The 21,438-nt window shown below is 73.2% G+C and carries 18 protein-coding genes; 13 read left to right on the top strand and 5 right to left on the bottom strand.

Annotated elements, in window-relative coordinates; genetic code table 11:
* Window positions 1–156 precede the first annotated feature (156 nt).
* The 3 genes from ACZ44S_RS00595 (at window position 157) to ACZ44S_RS00605 (ending at window position 4,669) form a co-directional block, all read left to right on the top strand.
* Window positions 157–2,730 carry a SpoIIE family protein phosphatase gene (locus tag ACZ44S_RS00595; protein ID WP_466922663.1) on the top strand — a complete coding sequence of 858 codons (2,574 nt, stop codon included), beginning with the start codon at window positions 157–159 and terminating at the stop codon, window positions 2,728–2,730.
* A 27-nt stretch (window positions 2,731–2,757) separates the two neighbouring features.
* Window positions 2,758–3,990 carry a radical SAM family heme chaperone HemW gene (gene hemW, locus ACZ44S_RS00600; RefSeq protein ID WP_466922666.1) on the top strand — a complete coding sequence of 411 codons (1,233 nt, stop codon included), beginning with the start codon at window positions 2,758–2,760 and terminating at the stop codon, window positions 3,988–3,990.
* Window positions 3,991–4,072: 82 nt separating this feature from the next.
* A complete protein-coding gene (locus ACZ44S_RS00605; RefSeq protein ID WP_466922669.1) occupies window positions 4,073–4,669 on the top strand; it encodes a Uma2 family endonuclease in 597 nt (198 codons plus the stop codon).
* On the opposite strand, the gene ACZ44S_RS00610 is transcribed toward ACZ44S_RS00605, so the two are convergent.
* Together ACZ44S_RS00610 and ACZ44S_RS00615 are read right to left on the bottom strand one after the other, a co-directional pair.
* Entirely contained in the window at window positions 4,647–5,459 is an 813-nt protein-coding gene (locus ACZ44S_RS00610; RefSeq protein ID WP_466922672.1) for a DUF3097 domain-containing protein, read from the bottom strand. The two genes, ACZ44S_RS00605 and ACZ44S_RS00610, sit on opposite strands and share 23 nt — an antisense overlap.
* A gap of 34 nt (window positions 5,460–5,493) precedes the next feature.
* Window positions 5,494–6,228, bottom strand: coding sequence for an MBL fold metallo-hydrolase (locus tag ACZ44S_RS00615; RefSeq protein ID WP_466922675.1), 735 nt, complete (start codon window positions 6,226–6,228; stop codon window positions 5,494–5,496).
* Window positions 6,229–6,389: 161 nt separating this feature from the next.
* Between ACZ44S_RS00615 and hrcA the strand changes: the two genes are divergently transcribed.
* The 9 genes from hrcA to ACZ44S_RS00660 all read left to right on the top strand — a co-directional run bounded on the left by hrcA (window position 6,390) and on the right by ACZ44S_RS00660 (window position 16,827).
* On the top strand, window positions 6,390–7,406 hold the full coding sequence (gene hrcA / locus ACZ44S_RS00620) for a heat-inducible transcriptional repressor HrcA (RefSeq protein ID WP_190166166.1): 1,017 nt from the start codon (window positions 6,390–6,392) through the stop codon (window positions 7,404–7,406).
* Window positions 7,406–8,545 (top strand): molecular chaperone DnaJ, encoded by a 1,140-nt coding sequence (gene dnaJ, locus ACZ44S_RS00625; protein WP_466922678.1) that lies wholly within the window; start codon window positions 7,406–7,408, stop codon window positions 8,543–8,545. Before hrcA ends, dnaJ begins: the two co-directional genes overlap by 1 nt.
* A 132-nt stretch (window positions 8,546–8,677) precedes the next feature.
* Complete coding sequence (locus ACZ44S_RS00630; protein ID WP_466922681.1) at window positions 8,678–9,751, top strand: nitronate monooxygenase; 1,074 nt, start codon at window positions 8,678–8,680, stop codon at window positions 9,749–9,751.
* On the top strand, window positions 9,748–10,488 hold the full coding sequence (locus ACZ44S_RS00635) for a 16S rRNA (uracil(1498)-N(3))-methyltransferase (protein WP_466922684.1): 741 nt from the start codon (window positions 9,748–9,750) through the stop codon (window positions 10,486–10,488). Before ACZ44S_RS00630 ends, ACZ44S_RS00635 begins: the two co-directional genes overlap by 4 nt.
* 207 nt (window positions 10,489–10,695) lie before the next feature.
* Window positions 10,696–11,226: a hypothetical protein gene (locus ACZ44S_RS00640; RefSeq protein WP_466922687.1), complete on the top strand. Its 531-nt coding sequence runs from the start codon at window positions 10,696–10,698 to the stop codon at window positions 11,224–11,226.
* A gap of 46 nt (window positions 11,227–11,272) precedes the next feature.
* The gene (locus ACZ44S_RS00645) at window positions 11,273–14,482 is read left to right on the top strand and encodes a S41 family peptidase (RefSeq protein ID WP_466922690.1); all 3,210 of its coding nucleotides are present in this window, start codon (window positions 11,273–11,275) and stop codon (window positions 14,480–14,482) included.
* 66 nt (window positions 14,483–14,548) lie between these two features.
* Complete coding sequence (locus ACZ44S_RS00650; RefSeq protein WP_466922693.1) at window positions 14,549–14,902, top strand: HIT domain-containing protein; 354 nt, start codon at window positions 14,549–14,551, stop codon at window positions 14,900–14,902.
* A 6-nt stretch (window positions 14,903–14,908) separates the two neighbouring features.
* Window positions 14,909–15,814 carry a ribonuclease Z gene (locus ACZ44S_RS00655; RefSeq protein WP_466922696.1) on the top strand — a complete coding sequence of 302 codons (906 nt, stop codon included), beginning with the start codon at window positions 14,909–14,911 and terminating at the stop codon, window positions 15,812–15,814.
* Window positions 15,815–15,834: 20 nt separating this feature from the next.
* On the top strand, window positions 15,835–16,827 hold the full coding sequence (locus tag ACZ44S_RS00660) for an adenosine deaminase (RefSeq protein ID WP_466922699.1): 993 nt from the start codon (window positions 15,835–15,837) through the stop codon (window positions 16,825–16,827).
* 180 nt (window positions 16,828–17,007) lie between these two features.
* On the opposite strand, the gene ACZ44S_RS00665 is transcribed toward ACZ44S_RS00660, so the two are convergent.
* From ACZ44S_RS00665 to ACZ44S_RS00675, 3 genes are all read right to left on the bottom strand, one after another.
* Window positions 17,008–18,129 carry a carbohydrate kinase family protein gene (locus tag ACZ44S_RS00665; protein ID WP_466922702.1) on the bottom strand — a complete coding sequence of 374 codons (1,122 nt, stop codon included), beginning with the start codon at window positions 18,127–18,129 and terminating at the stop codon, window positions 17,008–17,010.
* A 93-nt stretch (window positions 18,130–18,222) separates the two neighbouring features.
* Window positions 18,223–19,536, bottom strand: a complete 1,314-nt coding sequence (locus tag ACZ44S_RS00670) for a glucarate dehydratase family protein (protein WP_466922705.1) — start codon at window positions 19,534–19,536, stop codon at window positions 18,223–18,225.
* A complete protein-coding gene (locus ACZ44S_RS00675) occupies window positions 19,533–20,429 on the bottom strand; it encodes a 5-dehydro-4-deoxyglucarate dehydratase (protein ID WP_466923617.1) in 897 nt (298 codons plus the stop codon). The genes ACZ44S_RS00670 and ACZ44S_RS00675 overlap by 4 nt, the downstream gene beginning before the upstream one ends.
* Window positions 20,430–20,606: 177 nt before the next feature.
* Here ACZ44S_RS00675 and ACZ44S_RS00680 point away from each other — a divergent pair, with 177 nt between their 5' ends.
* Window positions 20,607–21,401: an IclR family transcriptional regulator gene (locus ACZ44S_RS00680; RefSeq protein ID WP_466922708.1), complete on the top strand. Its 795-nt coding sequence runs from the start codon at window positions 20,607–20,609 to the stop codon at window positions 21,399–21,401.
* Window positions 21,402–21,438: the final 37 nt, after the last annotated feature.

A 21,438-nucleotide genomic window follows, 5' to 3' on the forward strand; every position in this document is an offset into this window, starting at 1 on the left:
TTCAGGCAATTTCCTGACCGCTCCTGATCGTATGCGGAGCACTGTCCTCACCCCTGGCGGCCCACTTCGGTAACTGCTTGCTTATGGGCGGGGTCTTTCTGTCACGCTGTCACCAGCGATCGAGCTCTCTTCGTACGAACTGCCCGGGAGCCGCCCATGCGGGCCATTCCGACCCAGCGGGAGACCGCCCCGTGTGTCTCCGACGCGCGCGGGCGTACGCGGGTGGAAGCGACCCTGTCCGGAAGCCCCCTCGCCCCTGGCGCCGCACGGGCGCTGCTGCGCAAGACGCTCACCGAGTGGGCCGAGCTCCCGGTGCCCGGCGCCGACCGGCTCACCGGCCGCGTCGGCGACGACGCCACGCTCGTCGCCAGCGAGCTGGTCACCAACGCCGTCGTGCACGCCGGTACCGACCTGCGCCTGATCTGCCGGCTGGAGGAGGACACCGGCGCACTCGTCGTCGAGGTCGCCGACCACCACCCCTCCCGCGCCCCGCGCGGCGACGAACCGGAGGCGCCGCCGGCGCACGAGGCCCCCGAGTACGGCCGCGGTCTGCGCCTGGTCGCCGCGCTCTCGGAGTCCTGGGGGATCACCTACCGGCCGGGCACCAAGACCGTATGGGCGCGGCTGTCCGCGGGGGAGCGTGCAGTGCGCGAGCAGAACGAGGCGTACGCCGGGGAGCGCGCGTTGGCGCACGATCTCAGGGTGGCCGAAGTCCTCGCCCCGACCCCGCACGCCCCGCGGGGCCCCGCAGATGCGCACGCCGCGCGGGGTTCGGAGGGCCCGCATGGGGCCCGGGGCGCGGCAGACCTGCGCGCCTCCCGGGATCCGAGCGAGCCGCAAGCCCTGCGGGGCTCGGCAGAGCCGCATGCCGCGCGGGACACACACGACGCCCGCGACCCGCGCGACACGGAGCACCCGGGGGAGCCGCTCCTCACCCGGGGCGCGTCCGGTCACGCGGAGGCCGCGGGGGTGACCGCCCGGGACGCCTTGCGCGGGGGCTCGTACGGCGACGACTGGCTGGCGCGCCGCCACGGCCGCGACGGCACCTGGCTGGGCCGCGGCGCCCTCTCCTTCCTCGCCGAGGCCTCCGACCTGCTCGCCGGGCAGCTGGACGAGGACCTGGTCGCCTCCCTCACCGGGCAGCTGATCGTGCCGCGGCTGGCCGACTGGTGTGCGGTGTGGCTGGAGGACGAGACCACCGGCCACCGCGGCTGGAGCGACGACATCCGGGCCGGCGGGCCCCGCCTGGCCCGCGTGTGGCACGCCAGCGAGAACCGCATCGAGGACCTGAGCCGCGCCCTGGAACAGAACCCGCCCCACCCTGGCGACCCGTTACGCCCGGGACCCGTGCCGTATCCCTGGCCGGGGGGCGCACTGGACGGACCGGCAGCCGCGGCCGCCGCACCGGACGGGTGGCCCGGCGGACCGGGCGTGCCGGGCGAGGGGGTGGACGCGTCGGCCGGCGGGCGGGGTGTGCCGGCCGGGAGGCCGGATGCGCCGCCCGAGGGGCCGGATGCGCCGCCCGAGGGGGCGGACGCGTCGGCCGACGGGGCGGGCGCGCCGGTGAGGGGACCGGGTGTGCGGGTTGACGGGCCGGGCGGGCAGGTCGGGCCGGGGCAGGGGATGGGTGTGCCGGGCGGAGGGCCGGACGCGTTGGCCGAGGGGCTGGGGTCGCCTGTCGGCGGCGCAGGCGCGCCGGCCGACGGGGTGCCGGGTGGCGGTGTCGGCGGGCTCGGGGAGGGGGCCGGCGTCGCGGTCGACGGGGGGTGTGGCACCGCCCTCGCCTACCGGCTCGTCGCCGGTGGTCGGCCGCTCGGGACCCTGGTGATCGGGCGGGGCGGGATCGACCGCTTCCCCGACGAGGTCACCGGCCTCGTGGAGGACCTCGGCCGGCGGGTCGCCCTCGCCATCGGGGCCGCACGGCAGTACGCCCGCCAGGCCACCATCAGCGCCGTGCTCCAGCGCGGCCTGCTGCCCGGAGCCGTCGCCGAGATCCCCGGCGTGCGCAGCGCCCTCGTCTACGAACCCTGTGACAAGGGCGGACCGAGCGGCGACTTCTACGACCTCTTCCCGGCCGGTCACGGCCGCTGGTGCTTCGCCGTCGGTGACGTGCAGGGCAAGGGCCCCGAGGCGGCCGTCGTCATCGGACTGGCCCGGCCCTGGCTCAGGCTGCTCGCCCGCGAGGGCTACCGCGTCGCCGACGTCCTCGACCGCCTCAACCAGCTCCTCCTCGACGACGCCACGGAGGCCGCCGACGCCGCAGCCCGCGCGCTGGTGGCCGCCGGCGCCCGACCGACCGTCCCCGGCGACGGCCCCCAGACCCGCTTCCTCTCCCTCCTCTACGGCGAGCTCCTCCCCTTCCCCGGCGGTGTCCGCTGCACCCTCGCCTCCGCCGGACACCCCCTGCCCCTGCTGCTCGACCCCGACGGCGGCGTCCGTCCGGTGGCGCAGCCGCAGACCCTGCTCGGGGTCGTCGAGGACGCCACGTACACCAGTGAGACCTTCGAGATGCACTCCGGCGACACCCTGCTCTGCGTCACCGACGGGGTCACCGAGCGGCGCTCGGGCTCCCGCCAGTTCGACGACGGCGACGGGCTGGCCATGGCCCTGGCGGGCTGCGCGGGGATGGATGCCGAGCCGATAGCGGAACGGATCACCCAGCTCGTGCACGAGTTCGGGGCCCGGCCGCCCGCCGACGATCTCGCGCTGCTGGTGCTCCAGGCGGAGTGACGTGGCCGGTGCGGGAGAATGGAGCACATGCCTTCCGCACTCCCCGACGGCGAGCCCGTCCCCGCCGACGGCGCGCTGCCCGCGTCCGCGCTCGCCGGGGCCGCCGACCGCCCCCTCGGTTTCTACCTGCACGTCCCGTACTGCGCCACCCGCTGCGGCTACTGCGACTTCAACACCTACACCGCGACCGAGCTGCGCGGCAGCGGCGGCGTGCTGGCCTCCCGCGACAACTACGCCGAAACCCTGATCGACGAGATCCGCCTGGCGCGGAAGGTGCTGGGCGACGACACGCGACCGGTCCGCACGGTGTTCGTCGGCGGCGGTACGCCGACCCTGCTCGCCGCCGGCGATCTGGTACGGATGCTGGGGGCGATCCGGGAGGAGTTCGGGCTGGCGGCGGACGCGGAGGTGACGACGGAGGCGAACCCCGAGTCGGTCGACCCGGCATACCTCGCCGCGCTGCGGGAGGGCGGCTTCAACCGGGTCTCCTTCGGCATGCAGAGCGCCCGGCAGCACGTGCTGAAGGTGCTGGACCGCACGCACACCCCCGGGCGGCCGGAGGCGTGTGTCGCCGAGGCGCGGGCGGCGGGCTTCGACCACGTCAACCTGGATCTCATCTACGGCACGCCGGGGGAGTCGGACGACGACTGGCGGGCCTCCCTGGAGGCGGCGATCGGGGCGGGGCCGGACCATGTGTCGGCGTACGCGCTGATCGTGGAGGAGGGCACGCAGCTCGCCCGCCGCATCCGGCGCGGTGAGGTGCCGATGACGGACGACGACGTCCACGCCGACCGGTACCTGATCGCCGAGGAGATGCTGTCGGCGGCGGGCTTCGACTGGTACGAGGTGTCCAACTGGGCCACCTCCGACGCCGGCCGCTGTCTGCACAACGAGCTGTACTGGCGGGGCGCGGACTGGTGGGGCGCGGGGCCGGGCGCCCACTCGCACGTGGGCGGGGTGCGGTGGTGGAACGTCAAGCATCCGGGCGCGTACGCGGGGGCGCTGGCGGAAGGGCGGTCGCCGGGGGCGGGACGTGAGGTCCTGTCGGACGAGGACCGGCGGGTCGAGCGGGTGCTGCTGGAACTGCGGCTGCGGGAAGGCGTACCGCTGTCGCTGCTGCGGGAGGACGGACTGGCGGCTTCGCGACGTGCGCTCGCGGACGGGCTGCTCGAGGAGGATCCGTACGAGGCGCGGCGTGCCGTGCTCACCCTGCGCGGGCGGCTGCTGGCCGACGCCGTGGTCAGGGACCTGGTGGACTGATCACTCGGCCGAGTGAATCACTGCGGAACGCGGGTTCGAGCCTTGACCTGGTCCGTAGGCTGCCGCCGAAAGGGCGCGGCGGATGTGGAGGACCAAGGAGGTGACCGCTGTGGACGAGCGCGGGATGACCAGGTTCTTCGAGGAGTTCGAGCCTCCCGACGGGGTCAGGGTCGAGCTGCTCCGGGGGGAAATCGTGATGACGGTCAGTCCCGATCTTGTGCACAACATGATCGTGGAGGACGTCCTGGACCAGATTCCGCGCAAGCAGTGGGCTCGCCTCCAGACCCAGGACGTCGACATCATCGACGAGGCCAGCGAGCCCGTGCCGGATCTGGTGGTCCTCAAGCGTGACGCGACGCCCGAGTCGGGCCGTTTGCTGCCGTCCGAGGCGATCACACTGGTGGTCGAGGTCGTGTCCCAGACCAGTGCCGTGCGGGACTACCTTGTCAAGCGGTCGATCTACGCTGCCGGCAAGATCCCCGCGTACCTCATCATCGATCCGATCATGGCGCACTGTGTCCTGCTCACACTGCCCGTCGGAGAGGGGGACGCGGCCGACTACCAGGCGCAGATGAAGCTGGACTTCGGTGAACGAGTGCCGCTCGACATGCTGGGAGTCGGCCTGGACACCGGCGAATTCGGCACCTTTCCGGGTGTCAGACCCCACCGCTTTCCGTGACGAAGTCGATCAGTTCCTCCACGCGGCCCAGGAGCTGGGGCTCCAGGTCCTTGTAGGAGCGCACCGAACCCAGGATCCGCTGCCACGCCTCACCCGTGTTCGCCACCCGCCACCCCAGCGCCGCGCACACCCCCGTCTTCCAGTCCTGCCCCCGCGGCACCCGCGGCCAGGCCTCGATGCCCACCGACGACGGCTTCACGGCCTCCCAGATGTCGATGTACGGGTGGCCCACCACCAGAGCGTGCTCGCTCGTCACCGCCTCGGCGATGCGCCACTCCTTCGAGCCCGGGACCAGATGGTCCACCAGGACCCCCAGCCGCGCGTCGGGACCCGGAGCGAAGTCCGCCACGATCGACGGCAGGTCGTCCACACCCTCCAGGTACTCCACGACCACCCCCTCGATCCGCAGGTCGTCGCCCCACACCTTCTCGACCAGTTCGGCGTCGTGCCGCCCCTCCACGTAGATGCGCCCCGCGCGGGCGACCCGCGCCCGTGCGCCGGGAACGGCCACCGACCCCGACGCCGTACGCGTGGGCCGGGCCGGACCGGACGCCGGCCGCACCAGCGTCACCACGCGACCCTCGAGCAGGAAGCCCCGCGGTTCCAGCGGGAACACCCGGTGCTTGCCGAAGCGGTCCTCCAGCGTCACCGTCCCCGCCTCGCAGCGGATCACCGCGCCGCAGAAGCCGGTGCCGGGTTCCTCCACGACCAGCCCGGGCTCGGCGGCCACCTCGGGGACGGGCTGCGGTTTCTTCCACGGAGGGGTCAGATCGGCGGAGTACTGGCGCATTCTCACGACGATACGAGGATCCCGCCCGCCGTGATCAGTCCGACACGCCGAAACGCCGTGCCAGCGCGTCGCGTTGGGCCCGGACGAACGCCGCGTCGACCACCGCTCCGTGACCGGGCACGTACAGCGCGTCCTCCCCGCCCAGCGCCAGCAGCCGGTCCAGGGCGGCCGGCCACCGCTCCGGCACGGCGTCGGATCCGGCCTGCGGTTCGCCGGACTCCTCGACCAGGTCGCCGCAGAACACCACCTCCGGGTCGCCGGGGACCAGGACCGCGAGATCGTGGGCGGTGTGCCCCGGGCCCACGTTCGCCAGCAACACCTGACGGCCGCCGTCCGCACCCAGGTCGAGCGTCCACTCCCCGCTCACCGCGTGCCGGGGCGCGACCAGCGCGTCCACGGCCTCCTCCGCCACGCGCGCGTCCAGCCCGTGCCGCACCGCGTCCGCGCGCAGCTCCTCGCGCCCCCGCGCGGTCAGTACGGTGTCCATGCCCACCGCGCCGAACACCTCCGCGCCCGCGAACGCCGGCGCCCCGAGGATGTGATCGAAGTGGGGGTGGGTGAGCGCGAGATGCGTCACACGGCGGCCGGTGAGCGCCTGCGCCTCGGCCCGCATCCGTGCGCCCTCACCCAGACCGGAGCCCGCGTCGACGAGCAGCAGGCCGCCCGCCCCCACCACGAGCCCCGCCGTGCAGTCCCACACCGGCAGCCGGCAGCGGCCCACCCCGGGCGCCACTTGCTCCCATCCCGACTCTTCCCAAGTCACGGTCATGACGGGACGCTATCGGGGACGGCGCCGCCCGGCGCGACGGGCGTGGGACCGGCCTTGCCCCGTGCGTACCCCCCGGCCGTACACTGGGCCGGGGAAGTCTGGCACTCGCGTGCGAAGAGTGCCAGAGACGTGACCGGGCGAAGCTACTGGAGGTGTGCGCGATGCTCAGTGAACGCAGGCTCCAGGTGCTGCGCGCCATCGTCCAGGACTACGTGGGCACCGAGGAGCCCGTCGGCTCCAAGGCGCTCACCGAGCGGCACAACCTCGGCGTCTCCCCGGCCACCGTGCGCAACGACATGGCGGCCCTGGAGGACGAGGGCTTCATCGCCCAGCCGCACACCAGCGCAGGGCGCATCCCCACCGACAAGGGTTACCGGCTGTTCGTCGACAAGCTCGCCGGCGTCAAGCCGATGACCGCGCCAGAGCGGCGCGCCATCCAGAACTTCCTCGAGGGCGCCGTCGACCTCGACGACGTGGTCGCCAGGACCGTACGGCTGCTCGCGCAGCTCACCCGGCAGGTCGCCGTCGTGCAGTACCCGTCGCTGACCCGGTCCACGGTGCGGCACGTGGAGCTGCTGTCGCTGGCGCCCGCGCGGCTGATGCTGGTGCTGATCACGGACACCGGCCGGGTCGAGCAGCGCATGGTCGACTGCCCGGCGCCGTTCGGCGAGTCGTCCCTGGCGGATCTGCGGGCGCGGCTGAACAGCCGGGTCGCGGGCCGCCGGTTCACGGATGTACCGAGTCTGGTGGAGGACCTCCCGGAGGCCTTCGAATCCGAGGACCGCGGTACGGTCTCGACGGTGCTCTCCACTCTCCTGGAGACGCTCGTCGAGGAGAACGAGGAGCGGCTGATGATCGGCGGCACCGCCAATCTCACCCGCTTCGGACATGACTTCCCCCTCACGATCCGGCCCGTCCTGGAGGCGCTCGAGGAGCAGGTCGTGCTCCTCAAGCTGCTCGGCGAGGCGAAGGATCCGGGCGTGACCGTCCGTATCGGTCATGAGAACGCCCATGAAGGACTCAACTCCACGTCCGTCGTGTCGGTGGGCTACGGTTCGGGCGGCGAGGCGGTTGCCAAGCTCGGCGTCGTCGGACCGACACGCATGGATTACCCGGGAACGATGGGAGCGGTACGCGCAGTGGCACGGTACGTCGGACAGATCCTGGCGGAGTCGTAGTGGCCACGGACTACTACGCCGTACTCGGCGTGCGCCGCGACGCGTCGCAGGAGGAGATCAAGAAGGCCTTCCGGCGGCTCGCCCGCGAGCTGCATCCGGACGTCAACCCGGATCCGAAGACCCAGGAGCGGTTCAAGGAGATCAACGCCGCCTACGAGGTGCTGTCGGACCCGCAGAAGAAGCAGGTCTACGACCTCGGCGGCGACCCGCTCTCGGGGGCCGGCGGCGCCGGGGGCGCGGGCGGCTTCGGAGCCGGTGGCTTCGGCAACTTCTCCGACATCATGGACGCGTTCTTCGGCACGGCGTCGCAGCGCGGGCCGCGCTCGCGCACCCGCCGGGGCCAGGACGCGATGATCCGCATCGAGGTGGAGCTGGACGAGGCCGCGTTCGGCACCACCAAGGACATCCAGGTCGACACGGCGATCGTCTGCACCACCTGCAACGGCGAGGGCGCCGCGCCCGGCACCACCGCGCAGACGTGTGACATGTGCCGTGGCCGCGGTGAGGTCTCGCAGGTCACGCGGTCCTTCCTGGGGCAGGTCATGACGTCCCGCCCCTGCCCGCAGTGCCAGGGCTTCGGCACGGTCGTCCCCACCCCCTGCCCGGAGTGCGCGGGCGACGGACGGATCCGCTCCCGGCGCACGCTCACGGTCAAGATCCCGGCCGGTGTCGACAACGGCACCCGGATCCAGCTGGCCGGTGAGGGCGAGGTCGGGCCCGGCGGCGGTCCGGCCGGCGACCTGTACGTGGAGATCCACGAACTCCCGCACCCCACGTTCCAGCGGCGCGGCGACGACCTGCACTGCACGGTCACCATCCCGATGACCGCGGCGGCCCTCGGCACCAAGGTGCCGCTGGAGACGCTGGACGGCATGGAGGAGGTCGACATCCGGCCCGGCACCCAGTCCGGCCAGTCGATCCCGCTGCACGGCCGGGGCGTCACGCATCTGCGCGGCGGTGGCCGGGGCGACCTCATCGTCCACGTCGAGGTCCAGACCCCGACCAAGCTCGACCCCGAACAGGAACGCCTCCTGCGCGAACTCGCCAAGCTCCGCGGCGAGGAACGCCCCACGGGCCAGTTCCAACCCGGGCAGCAGGGGCTGTTCTCCCGGCTGAAGGACGCCTTCAACGGGCGGTGAGGACGCCTTCAACGGGCGGTGAGGGCGCTTGCGGAGGGCGGTGACGCCCGGGGCGGACGCCTCCGAAAAGTGGCTTATGCCAAGGGAAAGGGCCGATTCGGAGTTGGCCGGGGGACGTGACAACATGCCGTCATGTCCTCCGTACCGACCGATCTCTTCCCGCACCCGATCGTGCAGGCGCCGATGGCGGGCGGTGTCGCCGTGCCGCAGCTCGCCGCGGCCGTGTCCGAGGCGGGCGGGCTCGGTTTCCTGGCCGCCGGGTACAAGACCGCGGACGGGATGTACCAGGAGATCAAGCAGCTGCGAGGGCTGACCGCACGGCCCTTCGGCGTCAACCTCTTCCTGCCACAGCCGGAGACCGCCGACCCGGCCGCGGTCGGTGTCTACGCCCATCAGCTGGCCGGTGAGGCCTCCTGGTACGAGACGGAGCTCGGCGACCCCGACAGCGGCCGTGACGACGGCTACGACGCCAAGCTCGCCGTGCTGCTGGACAACCCGGTGCCGGTGGTGTCGTTCCACTTCGGTGTGCCGTCCCGCGAGGTGCTGGACTCGCTGCGCCGTGTCGGCACCTTCACGCTGGTCACCGCCACCACGGCGGAGGAGGCCCGGGCCGTGGAGCGGGCCGGTGCGGACGCGGTGATCGCGCAGGGCGTCGAGGCCGGCGGTCACCAGGGCACCCACCGCGACGTCCCGGAGGCGGCGGGCTCCGGCCTCGGAGTGCTGTCCCTCGTCGCCCAGGTCCGGGAGGCCGTCGGCATCCCGGTCATCGCCGCCGGAGGCATCATGCGCGGCGGCCAGATCGCCGCCGTCCTCGCGGCCGGTGCCGCCGCGGCCCAGCTCGGTACCGCCTTCCTCGCCGCCCACGAGTCCGGCGCGCACGCCCTGCACAAGCAGGCCCTCACCAGCCCCCTGTACGTCCGCACCGAGCTGACCCGCGCCTTCTCCGGCCGCCCGGCCCGCGCCCTGGTCAACCGCTTCGTGCGCGAGCACGGCCCGTACGCGCCCGCCGCCTACCCGGACGTCCACCATCTCACCGCACCGCTGCGCAAGGCCGCCGCCAAGGCCGGTGATCCGCAGGGCCTGGCACTGTGGGCGGGACAGGGCCACCGGATGGCCCGTGAGCTGCCCGCCGGACAGCTGGTGGAGGTCCTGGCCGCCGAACTCGCCGCCGCCCGGACAGCGTTGTCGGCGGGAGGCGCCCGATGACCGCGCCGGTGTTCGTCGTCGACGACTTCGCCACGGACGGCACCGGCCGGTGCGTGCTCGACGGCCCCGAGGGCCGGCACGCCGTCTCGGTGAAACGGCTGCGGTCCGGTGAGGGCGTCGTCCTCACCGACGGCGCGGGCCGCTGGGCCGAGGGCGAGGTGGAGGCCACCGAGGGCAAGGACCGGCTGATCGTGCGGCTGGGTGAAGTGGCCGAGGAGCCCGAGGCGTTCCCCAGGCTCACCGTCGTCCAGGCCCTGCCCAAGGGCGACCGGGGCGAGGTGGCCGTGGAGACGATGACCGAGGTCGGCGTCGACGCGATCGTGCCGTGGTCGGCGGCGCGGTGCATCACGCAGTGGAAGGGCGAGCGCGGGCTGAAGTCGCTCGCCAAGTGGCGGGCCACCGCCCGTGAGGCGGGCAAGCAGTCGCGACGGGTGCGGTTTCCCTCGGTCGCGGACGCTTTGACGAGCAAGGGAGTTGCCTCACTTCTCGCCGAAGCGGCGTTCGCCGCGGTGCTGCACGAGAGCGGGACGGAGCCGCTGGCGACGGCGGAACTTCCCGTGTCCGGTGACATCGTGCTGGTCGTCGGGCCCGAAGGCGGCGTGTCGCCGGAGGAGTTGGCGCTGTTCGAGGCGGCCGGGGCGCGGGCCTACCGGCTGGGACGCAGTGTGCTGCGCACGTCCACGGCGGGTACGGCCGCGGCGGCGCTGCTGCTGGGGCGCACGGGCCGCTGGTCCTGACGTTCTCTCGCCCCCGCCGCCCTTTCCCGTCCCACCCCGGGGGCGCTGCCCCCGGACCCCCGCTCCTCACACGCCGGAGGGGCTGGGGACAGGGGGGTCTGGGGGCGCAGCCCCCAGGTTCGGGACGGGAAGGGGCGGCGGGGGCGGAAGTAACGCGTGGCTGTTTGCGCTCTACCGTCCCGCCGGTGACGGTGGCAGGCTGCCGTCATGGGGGCGATGAAGAGGATCCCGCGGCACGCGCTCGCCGTCGGCTTCGCCGCGGTCGCCGTGACCGGCGTCGCGGCCTGCGAGGGCGGCGGACTGAGCTCCGCGGCCGTCGCGCTCACGACCGACGAGACCGTGACCGACGAACTCAACCGGCGCAAGGCCGACGTACGGTGGCTCAGCTGCACCGCGTCCTTCGGTGACAGGGACGACAAGGACGACGAGGCCGGCCGGGACACCGCCGCGTCCGTCGACTGCCAGGGCGAGACCCAGGACGGCAAGGAGATCACCGTCACCGGCGAGATCACGCACGCCCTCAACGGAGCCTGCGTGCGCGGCAATCTGACCGCGAAGGTGGACGAGAAGCAGGTGTTCCGCGTCGACGGCCTGGGCGACTGCGACGGCAGCTCACCGCCCCGCGTGAGCGAACCCACGCAGAACGGCGGCGGCCCCCGCCCCACCGTCACCGTGACCGTCACGACGACCGTGTGGTGCGAGCAGTACCCGTCCTGTCGCCCCGTCGAGGGCAAGTGATCGGAACCCCTGTCCAGGACCGCCCGCTCCTGCATAGGGTGATCGGGTGACACAGCCTGCATCGGTCGCATCCGCCGCTTACCTCCGGTTTCCGCATCTGCACGGCGAGTTGGTCGCCTTCACCGCCGAGGACGACGTGTGGCTCGCCCCGCTCGACGGCGGCCGCGCCTGGCGGGTCAGCGCCGACAACGTGCCGGTGAACCACCCGAGGATCTCGCCCGACGGCGCCACCGTCGCCTGGACCTCCACCCGCGACGGCGCCCCCGAGGTGCACATCGCGCCCGTCGACGGCGGACCCGCCCGGCGGCTGACCCACTGGGGGAGCCTCAAGACCCAGGTGCGCGGCTGGACGGCGGACGGACGGGTGCTGGTGATCAGCACCCAGGGCCAGGCCAGCCTGCGCCGCGCCTGGGCCCGCGCCGTCCCCCTCGACGGCGGTCCCGCCACCACCCTCCCCTACGGCCCCGTCGGCGACGTCGCCCAGGGCCCGCACACCGTGCTGCTGTCCGCGCCGATGGGCCGAGAGGCCGCATGGTGGAAGCGCTACCGGGGCGGCACCGCGGGCAAGCTGTGGACCGACCGCGAGGGCGACGGCGAGTTCGTACGGCTGCACGAGGACCTCGACGGGAACATCGAGTACCCGCTGTGGGCGGGGGACAGGATCGCGTTCCTCTCCGACCACGAGGGCACCGGGGCGCTGTACTCCTCCCTCGCCGACGGCTCCGACCTGCGCCGGCACACCCCCCTCGGGGGTTTCTACGCCCGCCACGCCGCCACCGACGGCACCCGTGTCGTCTACTCCAGCGCCGGCGAGCTGTGGATCCTCGACGACCTCGACGGGGCCGAGCCGCGCCGCCTCGACATCCGGCTCGGCGGACAGCGCGTCGACCTGACGCCGTTCCCGGTGAACGCCGCCCGCTGGTTCGGCTCCGCGTCCCCCGACCACACCGCGCGCGGCAGCGCCGTCTGCGTGCGCGGCACCGTCCACTGGGTCACCCACCGCTCCGGGCCCGCCCGCGCGCTCGCCGCGACCCCGGGCGTACGGGCCCGCCGCCCCCGCACCTTCCGCGCGGACGGCGAGGAGTGGGTGGTGTGGGTGACCGACGCCGAGGGCGAGGACGCCCTGGAGTTCGCCCCCGCCACGGGCCTCGCCCCCGGAGCGACCCCGCGCCGGATCGCCGCCGGGCAGCTGGGCCGGGTCGTGGAGCTCGCCATGGCGCCCGACGGCAGCCGGGCAGCGATCGCCTCGCACGACGGCCGGCTCCTGCTCGTGGAACGGGAGACCGGAGAGGTCCGGGAGGTCGACCGCAGCGAGAACGGCGACGTCTCCGGGCTGGTCTTCTCGCCCGACTCCGCCTGGCTCGCCTGGGCCCACCCCGGCCCGCGCCCGCTGAGCCAGCTCCGCCTGGCCAACACCACCGACCTGTCGGTCACCGAGGCGACCCCGCTGCGCTTCCAGGACTACGCGCCCGCGTTCACCCTCGACGGCAAGCACCTGGCGTTCCTGTCGAGCCGCTCCTTCGACCCGGTCTACGACGAGCACGTCTTCGACCTGGCCTTCGTCGAGGGGGTGCGCCCGTATCTGATCACCCTGGCGGCGACCACCCCGTCCCCGTTCGGACCGCAGCGGCACGGACGCCCCTTCGAGACGCCGGACCGCGACGAGACGCCCGACAGCGAGGGCACCCCCACCACCCGCATCGACCTCGACGGCCTCGCCGACCGCATCGTGCCGTTCCCGGTCGAGGCCGCCCGCTACACCAACCTGCGCGCCGCCAAGGACGGGGTGCTGTGGCTGCGGCACCCGGTGCGGGGCGTGCTCGGCGCGTCCCGGGCCACGCCCGACGACCCCGACCCCAAGACCGACCTGGAGCGCTACGACCTCGTCCAGCAGCGCATCGAGCATCTCGCCGTGGACGCCGACCACTTCGAGGTCAGCGGCGACGGCAAGCGGGTGCTGCTGTGGACGGACGGCCGGCTGAAGGTCGTACCCAGCGACCGGCGCGCCTCCGGGGACGACGACAGCGACAGCAACATCACCGTCGACCTCGGGCGCATCCGGCAGTTCGTGGACCCGGCCGCCGAGTGGCGGCAGATGTTCGACGAGAACGGCCGCATCATGCGGGACAACTTCTGGCGTCCCGACATGAGCGGCGTCGACTGGGATGGGGTCCTGGACCGCTACCGGCCCGTGCTCGACCGGCTCGCCACACACGACGACCTCGTGGACCTGCTGTGGGAGGTGCACGGGGAGCTCGGCACCTCGCACGCGTACGTCACCCCGCGCGGCGGGTACGGCGGCGACGGCGCGCGGCAGGGGCTGCTGGGGGCGGACATCTCCCGCCACGAGGACGGAAGTTGGCGGGTGGACCGGATCCTGCCCACGGAGACCTCCGACCCGGACGCCCGCTCGCCGCTGGCCGCGCCCGGGGTCGCCGTACGGGTCGGGGACGCGATCGTCGCCGTCGCGGGACAGGCGGTCGACCCGGTGACCGGGCCGGCGCCGCTGCTGGTGGGCACGGCGGGCAAGCCCGTCGAGCTGACCGTGTCGCCCGCGGGCGGGGGCGAGCCGCGGCACGCGGTGGTCGTACCGCTCGCCGACGAGGAGCCGCTGCGCTACCACGCGTGGGTCGCCGACCGGCGGGCGTACGTGCTGGAGCGGTCCGGCGGGCGGCTGGGCTACATCCATGTCCCCGACATGCAGGCGCCCGGGTGGGCGCAGATCCACCGCGACCTGCGGGTGGAGGTGCTGCGCGAGGGGCTGATCGTCGATGTGCGGGAGAACCGGGGCGGACACACCTCGCAGCTGGTGGTGGAGAAGCTGGCCCGGCGCATCGTCGGGTGGGACCTGCCGCGCGGGATGCGCGCGGAGAGCTATCCGCGCGACGCGCCCCGGGGGCCCGTCGTCGCCGTGGCCAACGAGTTCTCCGGATCCGACGGCGACATCGTGAACGCGGCGATCCGGGCGCTGGGGATCGGACCGGTGGTCGGCACCCGGACCTGGGGCGGTGTGATCGGCATCGACAGCCGCTACCGGCTGGTCGACGGGACGCTGGTGACGCAGCCGAAGTACGCCTTCTGGCTGGAGGGATACGGCTGGGGCGTGGAGAACCACGGCGTCGACCCGGACGTCGAGGTGGTGCAGCGGCCGCAGGACCACGCGGCGGGGCGGGACGTCCAGCTGGACGAGGCGGTGCGGCTGGCGCTGGCCGCGCTGGAGGCGTCGCCCGCGAAGGAGCCGCCGGCACTGCCGTGAGCGGGAGGGACACGACCGCCCGCGGGTACGATGCACGAAGGTGATCAGCTGGCTCGAGGAGGGTGTATGGCCGGGGAACCTCAGGACGACTGCCTGTTCTGCAAGGTCGTCGACGGGAGCATCCCGGCGACGATCGTGCGGGAGACGGAGACGACCATCGCGTTCCGTGACATCAATCCCCAGGCGCCCACGCATGTGCTGGTGATTCCCAAGGCGCACCACCGGGACGCCGCCGCCCTCGCCGCCGCCGCGCCCGAACTCGCCGCGGACGTGCTGCGGGAGACGCAGGCCGTGGCGGACGAGGAAAAGCTGGAGAGCTACCGGATCGTCTTCAACACCGGCAGCGGCGCCGGCCAGACCGTCTGGCACGCGCACGCCCACGTCCTGGGCGGCCGCGGCCTCGAATGGCCCCCCGGATAGGCGGCCTTGTCCGTGCGTGAACTGGTGGTGCTCGGCACCGCCAGCCAGGTCCCCACCCGCCACCGCAACCACAACGGTTACCTGCTGCGCTGGGACGGCGAGGGCATCCTGTTCGACCCCGGCGAGGGCACCCAGCGCCAGATGCTGCGCGCCGGGGTCGCCGTCCACGACCTCAACCGGATCTGCGTCACCCACTTCCACGGCGACCACTCCCTCGGACTCGCCGGGGTGATCCAGCGCATCAACCTGGACAAGGTGCCGCACGAGATCACCGCGCACTACCCCCGCTCCGGGCAGCGCTTCTTCGAACGGCTGCGCTACGCGACGGCCTACCGCGAGACCGTCACCCTCACCGAGGCACCCGTCGACACCGACGGCACACTCGCCCGTACCCCCGGCTACACGCTGGAGGCGCGGAAGCTGTCCCATCCCGTCGAGGCGTACGGGTACCGGTTCGTCGAGCCCGACGGGCGGCGCATGCTGCCCGAGCGGCTGGCCGCGCACGGCATCAAGGGGCCGGACGTCGGCAGGATCCAGCGCGAGGGCTCGCTGCGCGGGGTTCCGCTGGAGGAGGTCAGCGAGGTGCGGCGCGGGCAGCGGTTCGCGTTCGTCATGGACACCCGGCTGTGCGACGGGGTGTACGCACTGGCGGAGGGCTGCGACATGCTCGTCATCGAGTCGACGTTCCTCGACGCGGAGGAGGAACTCGCCGTGGAGTTCGGCCATCTGACGGCCGGACAGGCGGCGCGGGTCGCGCGGGAGGCGGGGGCGCGGCATCTGGTGCTCACGCACTTCAGTCAGCGCTACTCGGACCCCGAGGAGTTCGAGCGGCAGGCGCGGGCGGCCGGATACGACGGTGAGCTGACCGTGGCCCACGACCTGCAACGGATAGCGCTTCCGAAGCGTCGGTGAAGCGGCCGTACGATGGTTGGATGCCCGTACCGAAAGCCGAACTGCACCTTCATATCGAAGGAACGCTGGAACCCGAGCTCGCCTTCTCCCTGGCCGCGCGCAACGGCATCGACCTCCCGTACGCCGACACCGGCGCGCTCCGTGAGGCGTACCGCTTCCAGGATCTGCAGTCCTTCCTGAACCTGTACTACGAGCTGATGACGGTGCTGCGCACCGAGCGGGACTTCGAGGACCTCGCCGACGCCTACCTCGCCCGGGCCGCCGCACAGGGAGTGCGGCACGCGGAGATCTTCTTCGACCCGCAGGCGCACCTCGCGCGCGGCGTCGGCATGGGCACGGTGGTCGAGGGACTGTGGCGGGCGCTGGGCAGGAGCGCGGAGAGGCACGGCGTGTCGACCCGGCTGATCATGTGCTTCCTGCGGGACGAGTCCGCGGAGTCCGCCCTGGCGACGCTGGACGCCGCCAAGCCCTATCTCGACCGCATCACCGGTGTGGGGCTCGACTCGGCGGAGGTCGGGCATCCGCCGGTGAAGTTCCGTGAGGTGTACGAGGCCGCCGCCGCGCTGGGGCTGCGGCGCGTGGCGCACGCCGGTGAGGAGGGGCCGCCGGAGTACATCACCGAGGCGCTGGACGTCCTCGGTGTCGAACGGGTCGATCACGGGCTGCGCTGCATGGAGGACCCGGCACTGGTGGAGCGGCTGGTGCGCGAGCGCGTGCCGCTCACCCTGTGCCCGTTGTCCAACGTCCGCCTGCGGACCGTCGACACCCTCGCCGACCACCCGCTGCCCGCGATGCTCGAGGCGGGGCTGATGTGCACGGTCAACTCCGACGACCCGGCGTACTTCGGCGGCTACGCCGGTGACACCTACGACGCGGTGCGCGAGACGCTGGGGCTGGGCCCGGAGAGGCTTCGGGAACTGGCGCGGAACTCGTTCCTCGCCGCGTTCCTGGAGGACGACGAGGAGCTGCGGTCCCACTACCTCGCCGCGGTGGAGGCATACGCATTCAACTGACCGCCGCTGCGGGCAGTCGTGCCGCTGGGGCGGCACGGGTGGGCGGTGGGGGTACCTCCCGCTCGAGCGAAGTCGAGAGTGGGGGAGGCACCCGGCAAGCACCGGCGAGCGAACCCACCCCGCCCAGCGGCGGCCGACGCTTGCCCAGCGGGGGGTGGACCCCCGCAGCGAACCTCGTCGTCAGGCCGACCGGCGGAAGCCGATGGTCGGCACCGCTCTCCGCAGCGGCCACGGCCGCCCCAGCTCTCCCGACACCAGCCCCGCCAGGAACGCGTAGCGGTGCAGCGCCGACGGGTCCTGCTCCTCGACCGACCGCACCCGGCGCCACCACGCCCCGATCTCGGTCCACCCGGGCGCCGACAGGGATCCCCCGAACTCCTGCACGGACAGCGCCGCGGTGAGCCCCGCGAAGGCGAGCCGGTCGGCCAGCGGCCACCCCGCCAGCGTTCCCGTCACGAACCCGGCGACGAACACGTCCCCCGCCCCCGTCGGATCGAGCGCCTCGACCTCGATCGCCGGTACCGAGGCCGTCTCCCCGGTGCGCCGGTCCACCGCGTAGGCGCCCTCCGCCCCGAGGGTGACCACCGCGACCGGCACATGGTCGGTGAGGGCGCGGGCCGCCGCGCGCGGGCATTCCGTGCGCGTGTAGCGCATCGCCTCCTCCGCGTTCGGCAGGAACGCCTCGCAGTACCGCAGGTCGGGCAGCCGGGCCAGGTCCCACGCCCCGCTGTCGTCCCAGCCGACGTCACCGAAGATCCGCGCCCCCTTGCGGGCGGCCTGCGCGATCCAGGAGGCGCTGCGGCCGGGGGTGAGGGACGCGACGGCGGCCCGCGCGCGGGGCGGGCAGTCGGGCGCGGGCTCTTCCGGGGGCGGTTCGTGGCCGTGGGAGACCATGGTGCGCTCGCCCTCGTAGGCCATGGAGACGGTGACGGGCGAGTGCCAGCCGGGCACCGTGCGCGACAGGGAGAGGTCGATGCCCTCGCCCTGCTGCAGCGCGTCCCAGCAGTACTCACCGTAGTGGTCGTCGCCGAAGGCCGCCGCGAGGGAGGTGCGCAGGCCGAGCCGGGCCAGGGCGGTGGCCATGTTGGCGACACCGCCCGGGCTCGACCCCATCCCGCGCGCCCAGGACTCGGTCCCGCGTACCGGGGCGGAATCGAGCCCGGTGAAGACGATGTCGAGGAAGACGGTGCCGGTGAGATAGACGTCCCAGGGCGGGTCCTGCGGTGTGCGCAGGGCGGCGAGGGGATCGAGCTGGGACGTGCAGTCCGGTCCCTCGATGCGTGCCTTTCCGTTGGACCCCATCACGGCGCTCCCTGACATGGTGCGGATCAGGCCAGTGTGCACCACCCCACCGACATCGTGACGGCCGTCACTCCCTCACCACCCGCCGGGAGATCACCAGCGCGGCACCGACGGCTGGGTCCACTCCGGGTCGGCGATCCGCATGGCCGCCGCGTCGTCGCGGTCCCGCAGCGAGCCGTCGTCGTCCAGCCACCGCCGGTGCAGGAGGGCCAGCCGGTCGCGGTCGAGTTCGACGCCGAGGCCGGGGGCGTCGGAGACCCGCACGGTGCCGTTCTCGAAGGTGAGGCGCTCGGTGAGGACGTCCTCCGACTGCCAGGGGTAGTGGGAGTCGCAGGCGTGGTGCAGGTTGGGCACGGTCGCCGCCACCTGGGTCATCGCGGCGAGGCTGATGCCCAGGTGGGTGTTGGAGTGCATGGAGACGCCGACGCCGAAGGTGCGGCAGATCGCGGCGAGCTGCTGCGTGTTGCGCAGACCGCCCCAGTAGTGGTGGTCGGAGAGCACCACCTGGACGGCGTCCCGGAGGAAGGCCTCCTTGATCTCGGCGAACGTCGTCACGCACATGTTGGTGGCGAGCGGCACCCCGGTCCGGGCGGCGACCTCGGCCATGCCGGGGGTGCCGAGGGTGGGGTCCTCCAGGTATTCGAGGACGTCCCCGAGTTCCGCCGCGACCTTCAGCGAGGTCTCCACGGTCCAGGCGCCGTTGGGGTCGAGGCGCAGGGGGTGCCCGGGGAACGCGGCGGCGAGGGCGCGCACGGCCGCGATCTCCTCGTCCGGCGGGAAGACGCCGCCCTTGAGCTTGAAGGACGTGAACCCGTACCGCTCCTTGAACCTGCGGGCCTCCTCGACGACTCCGGCCGGGTCGACGGCGGCCCCCCAGTCGTCCTTCTCGGCCGGCACGCCCTCCGGGTGGTCCGCCCACTTGTAGAAGAGGTACGCGCTGAACTCGACGGCGTCGCGCACCTTGCCGCCGAGCAGCGCGTGCACGGGCAGGCCGAGGCTCTTGCCGACGGCGTCGAGGCAGGCGACCTCGAACGCGGAGAGCACGGACAGGCGGAGCTTGTCGGCGGTCTGCACGCCGCGCAGCCCGCCCACGTCGACCTGGCCGGAGACCCGGGCGGCGTCGACGGCCACCTCGTCGGCCTCGGCGTACAGCCGGTTCAGGTCGTCGGCGCGGCGTCCGGTCAGCCGGTCGGCGAGGGGGCGGGCCAGTTCGAGGTACTTGGAGTCGCCGTAGGTCTCGCCCAGTCCCGTGGTTCCGTCGGCGGTCACCACCTCGACGATCAGGCGGGGGGTGTACGGCTGATGGACGCCCTGGGTGTTGAGCAGGGGCGGGTCGGCGACCAGGATCGGGGTGAGGCGGACCTCGGTGACGGTCAGATCGCGGGAGCGGGCGGTCGGCGTGGTCACAGGGCGGCTCCTACGAGGTCGAGTCCGGTGGTGAGCAGGGTCCTGAGGTCGGCGAGGTCGCGGTCCGCGGGATCGGTGAGCGGGGCGCGCACGGGGCCGACGCGGCATCCGCGCAGCCGGGCCGCGGCCTTCACCAGGGAGACCGCGTAGCCCGGGGCGCGGTCGCGCAGTTCGACGAAGGGGACGTAGAAGCCGCGCAGCAGCTTGTCGAGGGTGCCTTCGTCGCCGTCGCGCAGGGCGGTGAAGAAGGCGTTCGCGATCTCGGGGGCGAAGGCGTGCACGGCGGAGGAGTAGGCGGGGACGCCGACGGTGGCGTAGGCGCGGGCCTGGATCTCGGCGGTGGCGGCGCCGTTGAAGAACAGGAAGTCCTCGGGGGCGGCGAGGGTGAGGCGCTGCAGCCGGTCGAGGTCGCTGTGGCCGTCCTTGAGGCCGATGACGTTCGGCAGGGCGGCGATCCGCTTGAGCGAGTCGGCGGTGTAGGCGACCTGGCCGCGCTGGTAGGTGACGAGCGGCAGCCGGGTGCGGGCGGAGATCGCGGCCAGCTGGGCGACGAGGCCGTCCTGCGGGGCGGCGACCAGGTAGTGCGGCAGGACGAGGAGGGCGTCGGCGCCGGCCTCCTCCGCGATGCGCGCGAACCGGGTGGCCTGCGCCCAGCCGTAGCCGACTCCGGCGACGACCGGCATCCGGCCCGCGCTCTCCTCGACGGTGATGGTGACCACCCGCCGGTACTCGTCCTCGTCCAGGGAGAAGAACTCTCCGGTGCCGCAGGCGGGGAAGACGGCGCCGGGGGCGGTGGCGATCCGTTCCGCGACATAGGCGCGGAAGCCGTCGGGGTCGAGGGTGCCGTCGTCGTGGAAGGCGGTGAGCGGGAAGGACAGCACCCCGTTCGCCATGCCGTCCTCCAGGCGTCTCGCCACGGTGGCCGTATCGCTCGTGTCCGTATCGGGGCTCACCCTCGCTCATCTCCCTATGTAGATGGCATCCATGTATAGAAATGAAGGTTAGATATACGAACGAGAGCCCGTCAATGGTCCTGCTCCCACCTCCTCCCGCCGGACTACCATCGGCGCATGCCGGAGACAGGGGCCGCGTCAGGGGGCGTGCGCGAGGTGAAGTCCGCCGCGCGCACGGTGGAGCTGCTGGAACTGCTCGCCGCGCGCGGTGACCGCCCGGCCCGTCTCCAGGAGCTGGCGGACGCCCTGGAGGTGCCGCGCAGTTCGATGTACGCGCTGCTGCAGACCCTGGTCTCGCGCGGCTGGGTGCGCACCGACATCACCGGCTCGCTGTACGGCATCGGCATCCACGCGCTGCTCACCGGTACCGCCTATCTCGACTCCGACCCGCGCGTGCGGGCCGTACGCCCGTATCTCGACGAGGCGTCCGAGGCGCTGGGTGAGACGATCCACCTGGGGCGGCTCGATGGGCACGATGTGGCGTATCTCGCGACGCGCGAGTCGCACGAGTACCTGCGGACCATCAGCCGGGTCGGACGGCGGCTGCCGGCGCACATGGGCGCGCTCGGCAAGGCCCTGCTGGCGCAGCGGCCGGACGAGGAACTGCCCGAGGGCCCCTACGAGGCGGCGACGCCCCGCACCCACACGTCGCGCGCGTCGCTGGCGGCCGATCTGGCGGGGGTGCGGGAGCGCGGCTACTCGGTGGACCGCGAGGAAGGGCTGCCCGGATTCGTCGGCTTCGGCTTCGCCCTGCGGTACGACGTCCCGGCGCAGGACGCCATCAGCTGCTCGGTGCCGGTGGGCCGGCTGACACCGGAGCGGGAGGAGCGGATCGTCGCCGTGATGCGTGAGATCCGGACGAAGGTGGAGAGCACGGTTCCCGCAGGTGGCGGGGCGGTTCACTGGCGGTAGCGGACGCTACTGCCCAGCTTCTGGAACCCATAAACCA

The organism is Streptomyces malachitofuscus, from assembly GCF_055571035.1.

What these genes read in the sequence shown, in the direction of transcription:
- ACZ44S_RS00610 (WP_466922672.1), bottom strand. Translation starts at nt 5,459, where the DNA reads ATGCGCCAGTACTCCGCCGATCTGACCCCTCCGTGGAAGAAACCGCAG.
- ACZ44S_RS00650 (WP_466922693.1), top strand. Translation starts at nt 14,549, where the DNA reads ATGGCCGGGGAACCTCAGGACGACTGCCTGTTCTGCAAGGTCGTCGAC.
- ACZ44S_RS00680 (WP_466922708.1), top strand. Translation starts at nt 20,607, where the DNA reads ATGCCGGAGACAGGGGCCGCGTCAGGGGGCGTGCGCGAGGTGAAGTCC.
- ACZ44S_RS00665 (WP_466922702.1), bottom strand. Translation starts at nt 18,129, where the DNA reads ATGGGGTCCAACGGAAAGGCACGCATCGAGGGACCGGACTGCACGTCC.
- ACZ44S_RS00635 (WP_466922684.1), top strand. Translation starts at nt 9,748, where the DNA reads ATGACCGCGCCGGTGTTCGTCGTCGACGACTTCGCCACGGACGGCACC.
- ACZ44S_RS00605 (WP_466922669.1), top strand. Translation starts at nt 4,073, where the DNA reads ATGTGGAGGACCAAGGAGGTGACCGCTGTGGACGAGCGCGGGATGACC.
- ACZ44S_RS00675 (WP_466923617.1), bottom strand. Translation starts at nt 20,429, where the DNA reads ATGGCGAACGGGGTGCTGTCCTTCCCGCTCACCGCCTTCCACGACGAC.
- ACZ44S_RS00630 (WP_466922681.1), top strand. Translation starts at nt 8,678, where the DNA reads ATGTCCTCCGTACCGACCGATCTCTTCCCGCACCCGATCGTGCAGGCG.
- ACZ44S_RS00640 (WP_466922687.1), top strand. Translation starts at nt 10,696, where the DNA reads ATGGGGGCGATGAAGAGGATCCCGCGGCACGCGCTCGCCGTCGGCTTC.
- ACZ44S_RS00660 (WP_466922699.1), top strand. Translation starts at nt 15,835, where the DNA reads ATGCCCGTACCGAAAGCCGAACTGCACCTTCATATCGAAGGAACGCTG.
- ACZ44S_RS00595 (WP_466922663.1), top strand. Translation starts at nt 157, where the DNA reads ATGCGGGCCATTCCGACCCAGCGGGAGACCGCCCCGTGTGTCTCCGAC.
- hrcA (WP_190166166.1), top strand. Translation starts at nt 6,390, where the DNA reads ATGCTCAGTGAACGCAGGCTCCAGGTGCTGCGCGCCATCGTCCAGGAC.
- hemW (WP_466922666.1), top strand. Translation starts at nt 2,758, where the DNA reads ATGCCTTCCGCACTCCCCGACGGCGAGCCCGTCCCCGCCGACGGCGCG.
- ACZ44S_RS00615 (WP_466922675.1), bottom strand. Translation starts at nt 6,228, where the DNA reads ATGACCGTGACTTGGGAAGAGTCGGGATGGGAGCAAGTGGCGCCCGGG.